This window comes from Arsukibacterium perlucidum DSM 18276 (genome assembly GCF_000382165.1).
Classification (GTDB): Bacteria; Pseudomonadota; Gammaproteobacteria; order Enterobacterales; family Alteromonadaceae; genus Alishewanella; species Alishewanella perlucidum.
On the sequence record NZ_KB907740.1, the window covers coordinates 1 to 16,212 of the forward strand.

Sequence of the window (16,212 nt, forward strand, 5' to 3'; positions counted from 1 at the left end):
TACCGAGACTTGATTAAAAAGCACCAGTTGGTGCAAAGCATGAGCCGCAAAGGTAACTGCTGGGACAATGCCTGCGCGGAAAGCTTCTTCCACTCATTGAAAGTTGAAGCAATCCAGGACGAGCCGATAATGGATAGGGAAACAATGCGACAGCACGTTTTTGAATACATTGAGGTTGATTACAACAAGACCAGAAGGCATAGTGCTCTTGGCTATCTCAGCCCAGAGAATTTTGAATTGAAGAACAGTGCTTAGTGAAGTGTCCACTGTTGCTGGTACAGATCAATAGGCTTCCCCGGCCAGTACTGGGATGCCGAAAAGCAAAGCTGGTATAACTACTTCCGGGATTATGATGCGACCTTAGGCCGGTATTTGCAGAGCGACCCGATAGGTTTAGCGGGTGGGTTAAATACTTATGGGTATGTTGGGGGGAATCCCTTAAAATATATAGACCCTGAAGGATTAGCTTGTTTTGATTTTGATAAGTTTGCTAAACAGGTTGAAGATAATCGCTCCAGCACAGCCACTAACCTCGCTGCGCTAGGGGCAGCTTTCACTGTTGGAACCATGCCAAAAACACCTGCCGAGTTGAGAGGGTTCGGAGTTTCTAAGGATAAACTTAACCAAAATACTAGCCAGTTAAGTAGATGGAATGGAAGATTGAATCGCAATACTAACTATTCTGGTAGAGGTCTTAGAGATTTTGGGCGAACAATGAAAGGCATGTCGTTAGGCGCTGCAGCTACAGGTGGTTTGATTGTTGATGGATTTTACAACTGGGCGGTTATTATAGAAGCGGCTTGGGATGCAACATCAGCAGAGGGAAAAGGCAATTGTGGATGCAACAATAATGAATAATATAGAGCATCAAGTTCGGGAAAAATCTCTTTGTAGACTTGCGGAAATTTTCAATGTTGGTATTTCGGAATTGAGCGACGAGATCGATCTTACAACCACCTTTAAAGCGAGCACTGTAAAATTTTGGAAGAGAAACCACTTCGATATGATTTTAGATGATATTCGTGATGTTGCTGGTAAGGAAATGATTAAGTTACTAAATAAGGGAGAGGTGGAAATAAAAACGGTAAAGGATTACGTCGAGTTCATGATTATTTGTTACAGAAAGAATCCCCAGTTGGTCGAGTTAGTATTAGGTGAAATGAAGAAATGACACTTAGGCCGGCCAGAAGTGATAACCAACCAAAGCAAAGCGGTAGTATGGCGGGCTAAGCTGGAAGCGTTTGACCGGTCGGTATTAACCACTAGCCTTGGTGAATTCAATATCGGGTTCCCTGGGCAGTACTGGGACGCCGAAAAACTAAGCTGGTATAACTATTTCCGCGATTATGACGCGACTACGGGTAGGTATTTGCAGAGCGACCCGATAGGGTTAGCCGGCGGGTTAAATACTTATGGGTATGTTGGAGGGAATCCTATAAATTTTGTCGATGAGAACGGCCTTTATCGTAAACATATAAAATTTGCTTGCTTTGGAGTGACTATTGGTGCATTTGCCTTAGATATGGGAGGGGTAAGAAGCGCTGTGGTAGGCGCATCTAAAGAAAATCCTTACCAAAAGCAGGCAGATAAACTTAATACTCAGCTTGATACGTGGGCAGCTGAAGCAAAACAGTGCAGTGATACAACTCAAAAAAATAAATATCGCGAAGCAATAAGGGCGGTAGAGTCAACAAGGAATGATATGGCAAGGCAAGCTGCAGAATGGAATATCGACAATAGCTTTGGTGGCACGGCAGGTGTAGCTGGTTTAGCTTTAGTAGTAGCGGGGGCGGCCTGTGGCTCACTTTAACAAAGGCAATAAAAAGCCAACCTCATGGCCTGTCAGGCTGCTCGGCTATTGCTTATCCATTTGCTTTTTTAGCCTGGCATTGTTGCACTTCAGCCCTGGTAGCCGCTTTGCAGTGCAAAGCTGGTTGATTGGACTGGATGCTGAGTTTCAGCAAAGCTTGTATGAAATTTCTGGTGGTCGCTATTTTATTCATAACTATGAAGATAGCTTAACGTTACACGTCAGCATGGTGCATAAACTACCAACTCGTTATGTTCGGGACATCATATTTTGGTCGCGATTAAAGCCGGGAATGTCATTTGCAGCAGAGCCCCTGCAACAAAATGAATATGGTGTAGAGTTTTTATTTTTCGAAAATGACCCCGGACGCTATGAACTGGATATGTCGATACTTGAAAAAGAACAAATTTGCCTGAGAGGTTTAGCTGTGTGGCGATTTGAATACCATGATATTCCGCCTCTGCCGGCTTATGCTGCGATTAACTATAAATATACATTAAGTTTTTCTACTGACGATACTGAGCGCTGGAAGCGGCTTGAAATCCCCTGTACTTAATTATTGATAGCGGATAATTATGGGGGTCGCGTCTTCCTTCTTACGACGCGACCTCTCAGGCCGGCCAGAGGTGACTACCAACCAAAGCAAAGGCGTAGTTTGGCGGGCGAAGCTGGAAGCGTTTGACCGTTCGGTGTTAACCACCAGTATTGGCGAATTCAACATAGGTTTGACTGCGGGCTTCCTGCCCTCCGCCCTAACGGGCCATGCTACGCATGTTCAACCTCACTTCCGGCGAGGTTCTCCCGGCCTGCTTTTGATAAAGAGCGGGATGCTGAAAAACTAAGCTGGTATAACTATTTCCGGGATTATGATGCAACAACCGGCAGATACCTGCAGAGCGACCCGATCGGCTTAGCGGGTGGGTTGAATACCTATAATTATTCCTCTGCAAACCCGTTAAACAGAACAGATTTTTATGGTTTAGCAGATTGCGATGTTAAAAAAGATTGCATGCAAGAAGCATTAAACTCTTATTCAATGGAAAAGTCTCTAAACGCTATTGTCGGATTTGGCGCTGGCTCCGCCCTGTTTGGAGGAGGTGCGCAAGCTTTAAATAAAACAGCTATAAAACCTAGAGGCGGCATAGCAGGTGGGGGGCCAAGCGGGAAATATACGAGTTATTCACGTCGATACGGTGGTGATGGCTGGGGGCGAACACTAGGTCGAACGTCTATAAGTGTAGTCTCAAAAGCTACAGGTGTGATCGGTGCTGGCGTTGGTGCATGGGGGCAACATTTTAATGCCGTTGAAGCTTATATGGACTGTATAAATGACAATTGATAAAAAAGCTAGAGAACAGGCATCAGTTCTAATTGATAAAATAACAACTGAGATGCTTACGAATCGACAATTAGAAGATTGCTGGCCTGAATCTTCTGACCCGGCAATCAACGGTATATTGCGATGGTTATGGTCTTTATATGATGACGCCAAGGAATATCCTGTGCATCATTCTTTAAAAAACAACGATATAAAAATATTGAGCAATTGTAGGGAGTTTCTGCAAACAGATATGCCATTCCCAATGCAAAAGCTCTCTCTAATGGAAATAATCCGTAACAGATTGCAATGGGGAGTAGAATGGAATGTAGATTGCAGTTTGCCCACTTATCCAGAATGGCCGTTTCCTAAAGGCTTTAAAAAAGAGTAGCCATATTAAACCTTGCTTTGAGAGCTAGTAGGTCGCGTTGTTTGCTACGCGACCACTTAGGCCACCAAGCGGTGGTTACAAACGCCAGTAAAGCGGCAGTAGGGTTACACTATGTACGGTGATATGAGCGAAGCACGAGTTATTGCGGAAACTCTACTCTTGGAACAGAAGCGGACAGTATTAATATTATGTATCAATGACATACAGCCAGTCCGGCCTAAAGATTTAAATCAAAATGGATAATTTAAATGAAGAGTATTGCTACTAAAGTTTTTATCCTAATTCTGTCGCTCTATTCGATAGAAGTTTTTTCAAGCGAAAGAGCCTTTGAAAGGTATGCCGCTATTTATCACGAAAAGTTAATGCTAGAGAAGTTTGAAGAACTGGAAAATGATGCAATTGAGGCACGGGATAAAAGAACAACTATTAGTGATGGGCAACCACTACTTGCTGCAATATATGGTGGAGTATCGGGCTGCCAAAGTCTAAACTGTAATTTCCCGAAAAGTCTTGCAGAGTGGCAAGAGAAGGAATTGAAACTTAAAAAATGGATAGAAAAATATCCCGACTCTATAACTGCGCAAGTTGGACATGCAGGATATTATATTCAGCTTGGATGGTTTCATCGGGGCCGTGGGTACGCAAATACTGTTTCAAAAAAATCATGGGTACTATTTAAAGAGAATTTGGAGATAGCGAAAACTCTGTTAGAAGGTCATTCTGAAAAAACAAAAAATGATGCTGGTTGGAACTTTGCAATGGTTGCTATTGCCCTGTATCAAGGCTGGCCGGAACCAAAATTCGACGAACTATATGAAAAGGCAGTAAGTTTACATCCAACCTATATACCTGTCTATTTTTTGAAAGCCTCCTATATGGCTCCAAAGTGGCACGGTTCTCTTGAGCAGTTTAATCTCTATGTTGATAACGTGGTTCAAAATACAAAGCCCACTTTGGGGCATCAAATGTATGCCAGACTTCATTGGTCTAGTTCTGGCCGCAACCTTTTTCGAAGTGGAAGAACTGATTGGAATAGGATGAAAAATGGCTTTGAAGAATTGATTGCTAACTACCCAGACCTCCGGAACATTAACAATTTTGCTAAGTTTTCTTGCTTAGCTGGAGACACTCAGAAGCTATCTGAGCTTCTCGGGATTATTGGAGAAAATGTATTAGCTTCAGCTTGGTTCAATAATGAAGAATTTTATAATAGTTGCGTTAAAGCAACGCAAAAAAGCTAACAAATTGACCAATTCTCATTTGAACGTACGGGCTACGGGCTAAAAACTATGGGGTCGCGTATTGCGCTTTGCAGCGCGATCACTTAGGTCGGCCAGAAGTGATTGCCAACCAAAGCAAAGCGGTGGTTTGGCGGGCTAAGCTGGAAGCGTTTGACCGGTCGGTATTAACCACTAGCATTGGTGAATTCAACATAGGCTTCCCCGGGCAGTATTGGGATAATGAAAAGCTAAGCTGGTACAACTACTTCCGGGATTATGATGCAACAACCGGCAGATACCTGCAGAGCGACCCGATAGGGTTAGCGGGGGGGTTAAATACTTATGGGTATGTGAGTGCAAATCCTCTCTCCAGAATCGACCCTGATGGTTTATGTGAGAAAACTAATGTTTTTGCCGACTGCATGAACGATTTTAAAAAAAGCATGGGCGCAAGTGCTAACTTGTTTGTCGGATCAACCAGCTTACTTGAGCTCGGCGGAAGCAATAATGGTTTGGCAGCCTTAGGTGCAGCAAGTTCCTGGCTATATGGAGATGCAGTAAACAGAAGACAAATTGATGTTAATTCAAAAGGATGGGCAAGCGGGCCGAAACCAGGAAATGGTATGGAGTACCCTAATAAAAGTTTTATCCGAAGCTCTGCTGTTCAAAATGGACTAAAAGTTGCCGGTAGAGCTTTTGGCATATCAACTATAGCAGGAACCTATGCTGATGTTTGGATGAGAACTTACTGCCTTTCTAAGTCGATGCTTTAAGGATGGATATGAAACCTCTGCTAATTATTTTCATGACTCTACTTACATCATTTATGGTGTGGGGCTACAAAGATGACGTTAATTCAATTTTATTATTTCTATCCGTATACTTTATCGTTGTGTATTGGGCTTTGGGTTACAAATGGAAATATTCTAACAAAAACACCAACACTAATTTGGTTATAAATGTAAGAAAATACCTTATTTTGTCAGCATATTTTTTATTAAATGGTGTGATTATTCATAGAGCGTATGTTTTTGGAGGAGAAAATATTCTTTTTGGATTGGCTTGGTTTTCTATAACTAGTCTCCTGCTGGTATCCAGATGGAAGCAATTAACCAAAAAGCTCTTGACTGACTCACACGGCGTCGACTAGAGGGGCATGGCCTAAGTGGTCGCGTCGTGCATATCGCGACGCGACCACTTAGGCCGGCCAGAAGTGATTACCAACCAAAGCAAAGCGGTGGTTTGGCGGGCGAAGCTGGAAGCGTTTGACCGGTCGGTATTAACCGCCAGTATTGGCGAATTCAACATAGGTTTGACTGCGGGCATCCTGCCCTCCGCCCTAACGGGCCATGCTACGCATGTTCAACCTCACTTCCGGCGAGGTTCTCCCGGCCTGCTTTTGATAAAGAGCGGGATGCTGAAAAACTAAGCTGGTATAACTATTTCCGGGATTATAATGCGACTACAGGGCGTTACTTGCAGAGCGACCCTATTGGTTTAGCGGGTGGGTTGAATACTTATGGGTATGTTGGGGGCAATCCGTTAACTTGGGTTGATCCATATGGCCTAACTCCTGCTGCAGTTTGTATGATTCCTGCAGTAACAGGCGTCTGTGTTGCCGGTGCAACCAAGGTGTTCAACAAAAACATGGGCAGGCATTGCACCAAATGGCGATGTATGGACGGGAGGGCCTGGTGGAATTGGTGAGAATCATGGCCCATTTGGTGATTACTTACCTGGAGGATGAGAATGGATAAGTATAAATACGCTGTGTCGCTAAGAATTGAGCATCCATCAATTGCAAAAGAGGAAATAGTCAAGAACCTCGGATTGTCGCCTGAGTTTAATTATTCAGCTGGTGAAACACGAAAAACGCCAAGCGGTAAGCCACTTGAAGGGCTTTATAAAATTACATATTGCTGTTTTGATACGGAGTTTTTCAAGGTAGTTGTCCGATTTTCCCGTTTTATGCTGCTGCCTGAATCTGCACGATTTCCCGATCTGGATTCAGACTTACTGGCCCTATAGGGCTCCAGTTTCTTGTTGCTCTGCCAGCCCATCGCTCTGGATGCGCTGATTTCGCTTGTTCATACACACCTTTACGCTTTTCCAGAAGAGCCACATCTTGCTGCTTATGACGCTGCGCCGGTGTCACGAACCTGATACCACTGTGACGATGCTCATTGTTGTAGAAGCCGGTAAACTCTAACATCCACACTCTGGCGCTTTCTAAGGTTGCAAAGCCACCTGATGGCCACTGTGGGCAGTATTTCACTGTTTTGAACAACGACTCCACATACGGATTATCATTGCTCACTCTGGGCCTGCTGTATGAGGACGTTACACCCAGCTCCTGCAACTTCACCCTGAGTGTGCTGCCTTTCATCGGGCTACCGTTATCCGAGTGCAATACCAGTGGTTTGAACAGGCACTGCTCCCGTAGTACCGCGCGTTGTACCAACTCACTGGCCAACTGGCTGCATTCCTTTTCGTGTACTTCCCACGCCACTAACTTGCGGCTATAAATATCGATAATGGCATATAAATACCAGTACAGCCCACGAATGCCTGACGGCATATAGCTGATGTCCCAACACCACACCTGATTTGGGGCTGAGGCTCTGTAGCTGGTGGGCTTAGCCCGGCTCACCGGTGCTTTGCTTTTGCCTCGGTGGTGTTGCTGTCTTGCCGTTTTAAGCACCCGATACATCGTCGATTCTGAAGCCAGATAGATGCTTTCGTCTGCCAGCCTTGGCACAATCTGTGAGGGCGGTAAGCTGGCATATTTCTCATCATTACACGTTGCCACTATCTGCTCGCGCTCGGCTTCACTGAGCTTATTCTTTGGCTCTGGCCGGATTGCCGCTGGTCGCTTATCTTCAAGCACCGTGCCTTGCTCATCCCGCCAGCGGCGAAGTGAGCGCAATGGTATCTCAAGCTCCTGTGCGGCTTTATCGCGCCTGGCACCCGCTAACACGGCTTCATCAAACCAGCCCAGGTTTAAGCTACGCTCGCTAACCGATGTTAACTGTCCTCGTCTTCCTCGTCGTAGTACGCTCTGAGCTTTTTTCGCAACACCAGCAACGCTGCCGCCTCCGCCAGTGCTTTCTCTTTACGGTTTAGCTCACGTTCTAACTGCTTAATCCGCTTTTTATCTTCTCTGGCCTGCTTTTTTTCAGTGGCCTTACGCTGAGCCGCGCTCATATTGCCCATCACACAGGCGCAGCGCCACTCTTTAACTTGCTCAACCAACAAACCTTTTTCACGGCAATACTGGCTTAACTCGGTTTCAGATAGCGGGGCTGTTTCAATTACTACCGCTAACTTTGCTTCTCCTGACCAATCATCAGGCTTTTGTCCACTTACCGGCACGGCATACCCTTGAGCTTTTAACTGATTTCGCCAATTGTACAGCGTCTGCTCAGAAATGCCTTCCTCTGAAGCCAACTGCGCCACAGAGCGATTTAACGGCGGTAATAACTTCTTTAATATTGCCTCTTTTCTTACTGGTGAATAAACAGCCATTTGAACCTGCTAACCACCCGCCGTCTGACTATAACTATTGTGAAAAGAAGACCGGACAACTACTCTGACACGGCGGGGATATCATTCCAACTAAAAAGGGTGATTTTACAGATGAGATTGAAAAGCTTATTAACAATTCAGTGGGCTTACGAGTTTTTTTGAGAAACTTACTGCAGAGGGAGGTAAAGTTGAGTTTTTTGTTGGTATTTTTGCCGATGAAACAATTGGTTTTACTTTAAAAAGTAAAGACATAGTTGCTTTAGCAAGTATGTCTTTAGAATTATCGGTAGAAGTATACGCACAATAATAATGTGGGGGCGGAGCTGAAGAGCTACTGCCCCCTTATTGGCATTGTTACCAGCGACTATTGGCTATTTAATCTCTACCCGTTGTGAGCGCATTACAATCTCATCGTTAAGCTCTATACCGATACCGGGCGCTTCTGATACTTCAAAAAAGCCGTTTACCGGTTGTGGGTCCTGAATACAGAGTTCGCGGTTCCACTTTTTAATGGCGTAGGTATGGTGCTCGTGAATTAAAAAGTTGGGTATCGCGGTTTCCAGGTGCAGCGAGGCTGCCGTTGCCACCGGCCCACCACATACGTGGGCTTGCACCCGGATATCAAAAATGTCGGCATAGTCGCAGACCTTTTTCGTTTCAGTAAAGCCACCACACAGGCCGATATCCGGCTGTAGCACGTCGATGCTCTGATCTTCAAAATACGGCCGGAAGGCCCAGCGGTTATATAAGCGCTCGCCACCAGCCAGCGGTACCTTAACCTTACGGGCGACTTTAGCGTGCAGTGAGTGGTTCAGGTAGTTAACCGGCTCTTCATAGAACATGCAGTCAAATTCTTCGGCAATGTCGGCAATTTGAATGGCGCTGGTGGCGCCTGGCAGGCTGTGGCATTCAAAAATAATATCAACTTCATCGCCTACCGCTTCGCGGATAGCCTGCATTCTGGCCCGGTAGAGTTTCATTTCCGCCCGGCCAATAATATTGGTGCGATCGTAATAGGTGTTACCGTTTTTATCGTACATGATGGGGTCCACTTTTACCGCATCATAGCCATCGGCCACGGCTTTTAACGCCGCTTCAGCATACTGCTCGGGGTGGATCAGGGCTTTAAATTCCGGCCCCCAGTCAAATTGCAGCTGTGAGGCATAGGTACGCAGCTTGTCGTTTACCTTGCCGCCCAGCAGCTGATAAACCGGCACGCCTAAGGCTTTGCCTTTAATATCCCAAAGGGCAGTATCAATGGCACTCATCGCTGCATAAATTACCGGGCCGCCGCCCAGACCCCAGAAACTTTCGCGCAGCATCCGCGACCAGAGCTTTTCGGTTTGAAACGGGTCGTGGCCAATTAAAAAGGCTTCGGCCATTTCTTTAATCATCGCTGCGGCGGCACTGTGGCCTAAATCATAAGCCAGGCCGGCTTCACCGACGCCGCTGATCCCCTCATCGGTATGAATGCGGACAAAAACCGGGGTCCAGGCCGGGCGCTCGGGGCAATGAATATCAAATACTTCTACGCGGGTAACTTTCATGTTTACTCCTGTTAGATGGGCAACGGCTATTGGGCAAAGCCGGGATCAAGCCGGTAGGCTTTACGCAACATCGCCGGCCAGGCTAACTGACCGCCGGTGCTGCCACTGTGTACAACCTTGGCTTGCTTGCTGATATTATCGACTATCGCCTGCGCTACCGGAATAACCGGCTGGGCGCTGGCCTGCAGCGCCAGCTGAATTTCACAGGCGCGCTGTAAATCGTAAAAACGCATAAAGGCATCACCCACCGTTGGGCCTACGGTTAAGCCACCATGGTTAACCAGTAACATATGGTTATGCTGGCCTAAATCGCTTTGCAAGCGGGCTTTCTCATCCTGATTAACCGCCAGACCTTCGTATTGGTGATAAGCCAGTGAGCCGAGCGAAAACATCGAGTATTGGCTTAATGGCAGCAAGCCCTGTTGCTGGCTGGCTACGGCGATAGTTTCTTTAGTATGCAGGTGAATAACGCAGTGAGCATCAGGCCGCACTTCATGAATCGCACTGTGAATAGTAAAGCCGGCCGGGTTAATCTGAAACGGCGTGTCATCCAGAATATTGCCCTGTAAATCAACTTTTACCAGGTTAGAGGCAGTAACTTCGTCAAAGGTCAGGCCAAAAGCATTCACTAAATAATGGTCGGTACCCGGCAAGCGCGCTGACAAATGAGTATAGATTAAATCACCCCAGCGGTGATGCTCCACCAGCCGGTAGCAGGCCGCTAAATCCAGCCGCAGTTGCCATTCTGCAGCACTGACTTTGTCACGTAAATTGAGTTTTGGTAAAGGATGCAACGCGTTACCTCCGGCAAGCGGCCAGGCTGATAGCCTGCAAATAGATGTACAGAAGTCTAAGGGACTTAACCAAGGGGATCAATGGCGGCGCTTAAATAAAGTCGCTGCGACCTGAATGATGGCAGCGACTGGGAAAAAGGTTAAATATTAGCGTTGGGCCGCTAGAAATTGTTCAATCAAAGCGGAGGTAGAACTATCGAAACTATAGTTACTATTACCTGTCAACGTCTGATAGATTGGCCCGGACAATTGCTTGCCAAGCTCCACACCCCATTGATCAAAGCTGTTGAGCTGCCAGATGGCGCCCTGGCAAAATACTTTGTGCTCGTAAAGTGCTATCAAGGCCCCTAAATAGTAGGGCGATAACTCAGGTAGCAATAAGGTATTGCTGGGTTTATTGCCCGGCGATACTTTATGTGGTGCTAAGGTGTTGGCCTGTTGCTCGCTCATCCCCTGGGCCAGACATTCGGCAGTGGCTTCTGCCAGGGTTTTACCCTGCATTAATGCCTGAGTCTGGGCAAAGCAGTGCGCTGCCAGGCGGCTATGCTGGTCTTTTAACGGGTGCTTAACTTTTAATGGCAGAATAAAGTCGGCCGGAACAGCCAAAGCACTTTGATGCAATAACTGATGGTACGCATGCTGACCGTTGGTACCGGCGTCACCCCAGATCACTGGTGCGGTAGCATAAGGCAGGGCACGGCCTTCGCGATCGACACTTTTGCCGTTACTTTCCATATCCAGCTGCTGCACATAAGAGGGCAGTAAACGTAAATAATGGCTGTATGGCAACAGCGCCTGGGCCTGACAGTTGTGGCCATTAATATACCAGACGCCGAGTAACGCCATAATAACCGGCATGTTTTCAGCAAAGGGCGCATTGAAAAAATGCTGATCCATGGCCTCAGCGCCGGCTAACAGCTGGCTGAACTGCTGGTTGCCAATCATCAGCGCTATTGGCAGACCAATAGCTGACCATAATGAATAGCGACCACCAACCCAGTCCCACATTGGCAGAATGTTTTTTTGTTCAATACCAAACTCGGCAGCTGCGGCAATATTAGATGAGGTCGCCCAGAAGTGATGGGCAATGGCTTTTTTGTCGGCACCGTGCTCAGTAAACCACTGGCGGATAGCCAGCGCATTTTGTTTGGTTTCTTCGGTGCCAAAGGATTTTGATGCCACCACCACCAAGGTTGTCGCCGGGTTTAACCCTGCCAGGATATCGCTAACCACAGCGCCGTCAATGTTACCGGCAAAATGCAGTTTAACCGGGCTGCAGTGATAAGGCGTTAACGCTTCTACTGCCATTTGCGGCCCCAGTAACGAGCCACCTATGCCTACCCATATAAGGTCAGTAATGGCACTGCCCTGATACCCCAGATACTGCTGCTGGTGCAGGGTGTCGACTAATGCCGCCATTCTGGCCCGGCATTCAGTAATTTGCTGGCCAATATCTTCGCCATCCAGCATTAAAGCCGTGACGTTTTGCTGGCGTAACCGGGTATGCCAGACTGCCCGTTGTTCGGTATTATTGATAGCAGCACCCTGCTGCATTTGCCGGCGCAAGCTACTGATATTACTGTCAGCTGCCAGCTGCTGCAGAGCCTGCCAGCTGGTGTCATTAATCAGGTTTTTGGCATAGTCCAGGGTAATACCACAAGCGGTTGTGGTATAGCGTTCTGCCCGTTTCGTGTCGTTTTTAAATGCTTCACGCAAATTGCCACTTTGTTTGCCAAGTGAGCCCAGCTGACTCAAATGATTGATGAAACTGTCCGACATAACGTGCTCCTGTGTTGCTGCCAATCCGTTTAATCGTCCCGGGGGTTAAAGTTGCCCGGCTATCAACTGCTCCAGCTTGCGCTGGTCAATCGCGAACTTGCGAATACCTTCGGCCAGTTTTTCAGTCGCCATAGCATCTTCATTCAGCTGCCAGCGAAACTCAGTTTCACTCAGCGCTGTCGGTTTGGCGGTTTTCGGGCCTCCATCAAGCAGTTTTACATCGAGCGTACCACTTTGTTTGCTTAGTTCATCCAGTAAACCGGGGCTGATAGTCAGCCGGTCACAGCCGGCCAGCGCTAATACTTCACCGGTATTACGAAAACTGGCACCCATCACCACAGTGGCATAACCATGCTCTTTGTAAAAATGGTAAATATCACGCACCGACAATACGCCCGGATCATTTTCGGCGGTGTAGTCCTGCTTGGTATTAGCCTTGTACCAATCAAGAATACGGCCAACAAAGGGCGAAATAAGGTAAGCACCTGCTTCAGCGCATGCCCGGGCCTGAGCCATATGAAATAGCAGGGTAAGGTTACATTGAATGCCTTGCTGCTCTAACTGACGGGCTGCCTGGATACCTTCCCAGGTTGAGGCTATTTTAATCAGGATCCGCTCGGTACTTACGCCGTTCTGTTGATACAATTCAACCAGTTGTAAGGCCTTAGCCACGGTAGCTTCAGTATCAAATGATAAACGGGCATCCACTTCTGTTGAAACCCGGCCTGGTACCAGCTTGCTGATGGCGGTGCCAACATCGACTGCAAATTTATCGCAAGCCAGTTCAAGAATGGCGGCGTTGCCACTGGCGTGCGCTTTGGCATAACTGATAGCTGCACTCAACATCGGTTTGGCAAACTCGAGCTGACTGGCGTTAAGTAATAACGACGGGTTAGTGGTGGCATCTACTGGCCGGAACTGCTCAATTGCGCCCAAATCACCACTGTCTACCACTACTGTGGTGACGGCTTTAAGTTGACTTAATAAATCACTCATATTGTTTAATTACCGTTATTTTTGAAACATTCTAGGGTTTTTCACGATTCCAGGCAACAAATGTAGGAATATTACTACAAAAGTAGAAGGTGTTAGCTAGTTTTCTGAAAAAGCGTTGCACCCTTATCACTAAATTACTATATTGCCATGGCGTTAAAAAGCGCCATTTATGCCCGGCTCCGTAGTTTATTGATCACCTTAGCATAGGATACAAATGATCTTGTAAAGCGGGTCCTATAAATAAAAAATATTGTTTGTTAAAGACAATTGTTTTCGCAATACAGGTAATGTTTTTATGTTGATGGTTGTATCTCCGGCGAAAGATCTTGATTCAAACCCCGTGTCACTGCAGCTTGCCACGACAATGCCAGCGTTATTATCGCAGGCCAGTGAACTGGCAGATGTTTGCAAACAGCTTACACCGGCTGAGCTCGGTTCTTTAATGCATATCAGTGATAAACTGGCCGGTTTAAATGCTGCCCGCTTTAGCCAGTGGCAACCGGATTTTAGCGGCCCTGAAGCCAAAGCAGCATTGTTTATGTTTAATGGCGATGTTTATCAGGGGCTGGATGCGGCAAGTCTTACTACAGAACAGCTGCAGTTTGCCCAGCAGCATCTGCGCATTTTAAGTGGTTTATATGGCGTACTGCGGCCACTGGATTTAATGCTGCCGTACCGGCTGGAAATGGGCACTAAATTACCTAATGCTGCCGGCAAAGATTTGTATGCGTTCTGGCAGCAGCAGATAACCGATAACCTCAATAAACAATTTACTGAACTTAAATCAGATGTGTTGCTGAATCTGGCGTCACAGGAGTACTTTAAAGCGGTTAAACCCAAAGCATTACAAGCCAGAGTGATTACCCCGGTCTTTAAAGACTATAAAAATGGCCAATATAAAATAATCAGTTTTTATGCCAAAAAAGCTCGCGGTTTAATGGCTCGCTTCGTTATTCAGCAGCAAATTACTGATCCTAAAGCTATTACCGATTTTAATTTGGCAGGTTATCAGTACAGCAAAGACGACTCAACCGCGGATAAACCGGTGTTTTTACGCCAGCAACCAGAATAAATTAGTAATAATTAACTAAAGGCGCAATAAGGCGCTTAGGCTTTGCTGACATTTTTGCTAAAATAGCCGCTTGTTTGTTGTCGAGCCTTTAGCATGAAATTTCCCGGCCTGCGTAAAATTAAGCATTACTTTCCTGTATCTCAGCCAAAGCCGCAACTGCCGAGCTTTGAAGTGCGACCTGAGCTGGATACTTATATTGTGGGCCTGGATCAAACCATCGTTGATGTAGTGGCCAGTGTCACCGACGATTTTCTGGCCCGCTATGATATTCATAAAGGCTTATCAAATCTGGTTGAACACGCAAAAGCCAATGCCATTTACCAGGAACTGGTAGCCAAGCAGGCGATATCAGACCATTTTGCCGGTGGCACCATTGGCAATACTATTCATAACTACTCTGTATTAGCAGACGACAAATCGGTACTGCTTGGTGTAATGTCGGCCAATATTGCGTTGGGCTCGCCGGCTTATCATTATGTCTGTCATACCAGCTCAAAAGTGGACATGAACCATTTGCAGGGGGTAGCCGGTGATATTGGTCGGGGTATTACCATGATTACCCCGGACGGCGAACGGACTTTTGTTATCGATCCAAGCGATATGGATCAGCTGGAGCCCGATTACATTCCAACGGATATTATTGCCGCGGCGTCGGCGTTTGTGGTCAGTGCTTACCCGCTGCGGGCCATTGGCCAGCCGATTCAACGGGCGATGCATAAAGCGCTGGAAGATGCCAAAGCCCATGATGTGCCGGTGGTGATGAGCCTGGGCACCCGCCATCTGGTAGAAGAGAACCGCGAGCAAATTATCAGTACCATTAAGAATTACGTTAATGTGCTGGCAATGAACGAACTGGAAGCCGAAGCGCTAACAGGTTTTAGCGACCCGTTAAAAGCGGCGGAAGCTATTCTGGACCACACCGATATGGTGTTGATCACTGCCGGGCCTGAAGGCCTGTATTTGTGTGGTCATACCGATGACAGCGTAAAGCGGGAAAGCAGTAACCCGATAAAATCAGCCAGCCTGGCCGATTTTAACCAGTTTGAGTTCAGCCGGCCGATGTTACGTCAGTACTGCGAGCAGCCATTAAAGGTGTATTCGCATATTGACCCCTACCTGGGTGGACCGGAACGAATTAAAAATACCAATGGCGCCGGCGATGGTGCCTTGTCGGCTATTTTGCACGATATGGCGGCAAATCACTTTCACAAGCAGGTACAGCCATTGTCGGGTAAGCATGAAATGCCTTACCTGGCGTATTCCAGCTTCGCCCAGATTTGTAAATATGCGAATCGGGTAAGCTATGAAATTCTGGTGCAGAACGCACCGCGCTTATCAAAAGGCCTGCCCGAGCGCGAAGATAGCCTGGAAGAGGCGTACTGGGAGCGTTAATTCGCTTCACGGATAAATTAAGCGTACTGAGCTGGTGTCCCGATGCACAGCCACAGAGTGTCTGAGCAAGCCAGGGACGGCTTGCGAGTTGCTGTGGCGAGCACAGCGGGATTTCCAGCTTAGTCGCTCGAACCCGGGAGTGTACCCATTACTCACGACGACACGCCGTAAATACATATATGTACACCTCAAAAATGTCCACCGTTTTGCATAAAATTTCAATGTATTAACGGATTAAGCTGCCTACGTATATCCGGCCTTTTTATTGAAGATATCGTTAGTTCTTCTGGCCCAAATGAGAACCGCGCCTCTGCTGCTTATCGTCCCCTCGGAGTTCTACTCCTGCGTGTTTATCAGCGTTTGCAGAG

At 46.9% G+C, this 16,212-nt stretch carries 19 protein-coding genes and 1 pseudogene; 14 read left to right on the plus strand and 6 right to left on the minus strand.

Annotated features, from left to right (window positions below; translation table 11 throughout):
* The 10 genes and pseudogenes from H141_RS0118410 to H141_RS21960 all read left to right on the plus strand — a co-directional run.
* A partial coding sequence (locus H141_RS0118410) for an IS3 family transposase (RefSeq protein ID WP_019677758.1) occupies positions 1-255 on the plus strand: 255 nt, incomplete at its 5' end.
* A 30-nt stretch (positions 256-285) separates the two neighbouring features.
* Positions 286-858, plus strand: coding sequence for an RHS repeat-associated core domain-containing protein (locus H141_RS21945; protein ID WP_083923084.1), 573 nt, complete (start codon positions 286-288; stop codon positions 856-858).
* Positions 851-1,171: a hypothetical protein gene (locus tag H141_RS0118420; protein ID WP_019677760.1), complete on the plus strand. Its 321-nt coding sequence runs from the start codon at positions 851-853 to the stop codon at positions 1,169-1,171. Before H141_RS21945 ends, H141_RS0118420 begins: the two co-directional genes overlap by 8 nt.
* Before the next feature lie 18 nt (positions 1,172-1,189).
* A complete protein-coding gene (locus H141_RS21950) occupies positions 1,190-1,810 on the plus strand; it encodes an RHS repeat-associated core domain-containing protein (protein ID WP_019677761.1) in 621 nt (206 codons plus the stop codon).
* Complete coding sequence (locus H141_RS0118430; protein ID WP_019677762.1) at positions 1,797-2,366, plus strand: hypothetical protein; 570 nt, start codon at positions 1,797-1,799, stop codon at positions 2,364-2,366. The genes H141_RS21950 and H141_RS0118430 overlap by 14 nt, the downstream gene beginning before the upstream one ends.
* Before the next feature lie 156 nt (positions 2,367-2,522).
* Positions 2,523-2,732 (plus strand): annotated as a pseudogene (locus H141_RS21595) (hypothetical protein); the annotation flags it as partial.
* Positions 2,733-3,149, plus strand: a complete 417-nt coding sequence (locus H141_RS21955) for a hypothetical protein (RefSeq protein WP_240473147.1) — start codon at positions 2,733-2,735, stop codon at positions 3,147-3,149. It abuts the pseudogene before it with no gap.
* On the plus strand, positions 3,139-3,519 hold the full coding sequence (locus tag H141_RS0118445; protein WP_019677765.1) for a hypothetical protein: 381 nt from the start codon (positions 3,139-3,141) through the stop codon (positions 3,517-3,519). The genes H141_RS21955 and H141_RS0118445 overlap by 11 nt, the downstream gene beginning before the upstream one ends.
* A 248-nt stretch (positions 3,520-3,767) precedes the next feature.
* Positions 3,768-4,760, plus strand: a complete 993-nt coding sequence (locus tag H141_RS0118450) for a hypothetical protein (protein ID WP_019677766.1) — start codon at positions 3,768-3,770, stop codon at positions 4,758-4,760.
* Positions 4,761-4,858: 98 nt separating this feature from the next.
* A complete protein-coding gene (locus tag H141_RS21960; protein WP_240473148.1) occupies positions 4,859-5,512 on the plus strand; it encodes an RHS repeat-associated core domain-containing protein in 654 nt (217 codons plus the stop codon).
* A 388-nt stretch (positions 5,513-5,900) separates the two neighbouring features.
* Here H141_RS21960 and H141_RS21605 read toward each other — a convergent pair whose 3' ends face one another.
* Entirely contained in the window at positions 5,901-6,065 is a 165-nt protein-coding gene (locus tag H141_RS21605) for a hypothetical protein (RefSeq protein WP_157611027.1), read from the minus strand.
* Here H141_RS21605 and H141_RS21965 point away from each other — a divergent pair.
* On the plus strand, positions 6,039-6,446 hold the full coding sequence (locus H141_RS21965) for an RHS repeat-associated core domain-containing protein (protein ID WP_240473149.1): 408 nt from the start codon (positions 6,039-6,041) through the stop codon (positions 6,444-6,446). The two genes, H141_RS21605 and H141_RS21965, sit on opposite strands and share 27 nt — an antisense overlap.
* 42 nt (positions 6,447-6,488) lie before the next feature.
* Complete coding sequence (locus H141_RS21615; protein ID WP_157611029.1) at positions 6,489-6,767, plus strand: hypothetical protein; 279 nt, start codon at positions 6,489-6,491, stop codon at positions 6,765-6,767.
* Here H141_RS21615 and H141_RS0118470 read toward each other — a convergent pair.
* The 5 genes from H141_RS0118470 to tal all read right to left on the minus strand — a co-directional run bounded on the left by H141_RS0118470 (position 6,706) and on the right by tal (position 13,380).
* A protein-coding gene (locus H141_RS0118470) for an IS3 family transposase (RefSeq protein WP_157611031.1) occupies positions 6,706-8,264 on the minus strand; the annotation gives its coding sequence in 2 pieces (ribosomal slippage) (positions 6,706-7,802 and positions 7,802-8,264; 1,560 coding nt in all). The two genes, H141_RS21615 and H141_RS0118470, sit on opposite strands and share 62 nt — an antisense overlap.
* Positions 8,265-8,635: 371 nt before the next feature.
* Positions 8,636-9,811 carry a mandelate racemase/muconate lactonizing enzyme family protein gene (locus tag H141_RS0118480; protein ID WP_019677772.1) on the minus strand — a complete coding sequence of 392 codons (1,176 nt, stop codon included), beginning with the start codon at positions 9,809-9,811 and terminating at the stop codon, positions 8,636-8,638.
* Positions 9,812-9,837: 26 nt separating this feature from the next.
* Positions 9,838-10,605 carry a class II aldolase/adducin family protein gene (locus H141_RS0118485; protein ID WP_019677773.1) on the minus strand — a complete coding sequence of 256 codons (768 nt, stop codon included), beginning with the start codon at positions 10,603-10,605 and terminating at the stop codon, positions 9,838-9,840.
* Between the two features lie 147 nt (positions 10,606-10,752).
* Positions 10,753-12,384, minus strand: a complete 1,632-nt coding sequence (gene pgi, locus H141_RS0118490; RefSeq protein ID WP_019677774.1) for a glucose-6-phosphate isomerase — start codon at positions 12,382-12,384, stop codon at positions 10,753-10,755.
* Between the two features lie 45 nt (positions 12,385-12,429).
* Positions 12,430-13,380 (minus strand): transaldolase, encoded by a 951-nt coding sequence (gene tal, locus H141_RS0118495; protein ID WP_019677775.1) that lies wholly within the window; start codon positions 13,378-13,380, stop codon positions 12,430-12,432.
* 295 nt (positions 13,381-13,675) lie between these two features.
* On the opposite strand from tal, the gene yaaA reads away from it, so the two are divergent.
* Both yaaA and H141_RS0118505 read left to right on the plus strand, forming a co-directional pair.
* Positions 13,676-14,452 (plus strand): peroxide stress protein YaaA, encoded by a 777-nt coding sequence (yaaA, locus tag H141_RS0118500; RefSeq protein WP_019677776.1) that lies wholly within the window; start codon positions 13,676-13,678, stop codon positions 14,450-14,452.
* Positions 14,453-14,545: 93 nt separating this feature from the next.
* The gene (locus H141_RS0118505) at positions 14,546-15,844 is read left to right on the plus strand and encodes an inosine/guanosine kinase (RefSeq protein ID WP_019677777.1); all 1,299 of its coding nucleotides are present in this window, start codon (positions 14,546-14,548) and stop codon (positions 15,842-15,844) included.
* Positions 15,845-16,212 lie beyond the last annotated feature (368 nt).